This is a genomic window from Oleiphilus sp. HI0086 (genome assembly GCF_001635225.1).
On sequence record NZ_LWFZ01000129.1, the window covers coordinates 1 to 493 of the forward strand.

Annotated in this window: 1 protein-coding gene and 1 pseudogene; one reads left to right on the forward strand and one right to left on the reverse strand. The window is 47.1% G+C overall.

Going from position 1 to position 493, the window contains the following annotated elements:
- Window positions 1-214: pseudogene (locus A3756_RS01870) on the forward strand (diphosphate--fructose-6-phosphate 1-phosphotransferase); the annotation flags it as partial.
- 129 nt (window positions 215-343) lie between these two features.
- On the opposite strand, the gene A3756_RS29145 reads toward A3756_RS01870, so the two are convergent.
- Window positions 344-493, reverse strand: a 150-nt coding sequence (locus A3756_RS29145) for a DUF6122 family protein (protein ID WP_368664560.1), incomplete at its 5' end; no start/stop codon positions are given.

Genomic DNA, 493 nt, shown 5'->3' on the forward strand with positions numbered 1-493 from the left:
ACCGCTTAGCCAGGTTGCTAACCAAGAAAAGAAAATGCCTATTCACTATATTTCAGATGATGGTTTCGGAATTACTGCTGAGTGTCGTGAATACCTAACTCCACTTGTTCAAGGCGAAGACTACCCGCCTTACGATGAGAACGGTATGCCGCGCTACGTTAAGCTTCAGAACAAGCTTATTGAAAAGAAGACAGGAAGTGAGTTCGAAGTTTAAAGCTTCGCAACACGCTTATCTAACTCAGAGACTCCGCCTACCCAAAGTTATGTAGGCGGCCCGTCTCGGGGCGCAGAACGGACATGCCGTTAGTTTCAGCCCTACGTATGCAGAGGGTTTCATCCTTCGCTAATGAATAGCCCCATAAAAACCTTGCCGCCAACAATCCTGGGCATCCAGGCCCATATGGATTAGCAAGCCTATCCCTATCCACCGAGTTGCTGGAAACAAAGCCATCAGAGCATAAACCGGAATCATAAATTCTTTATGTAGAGGGTG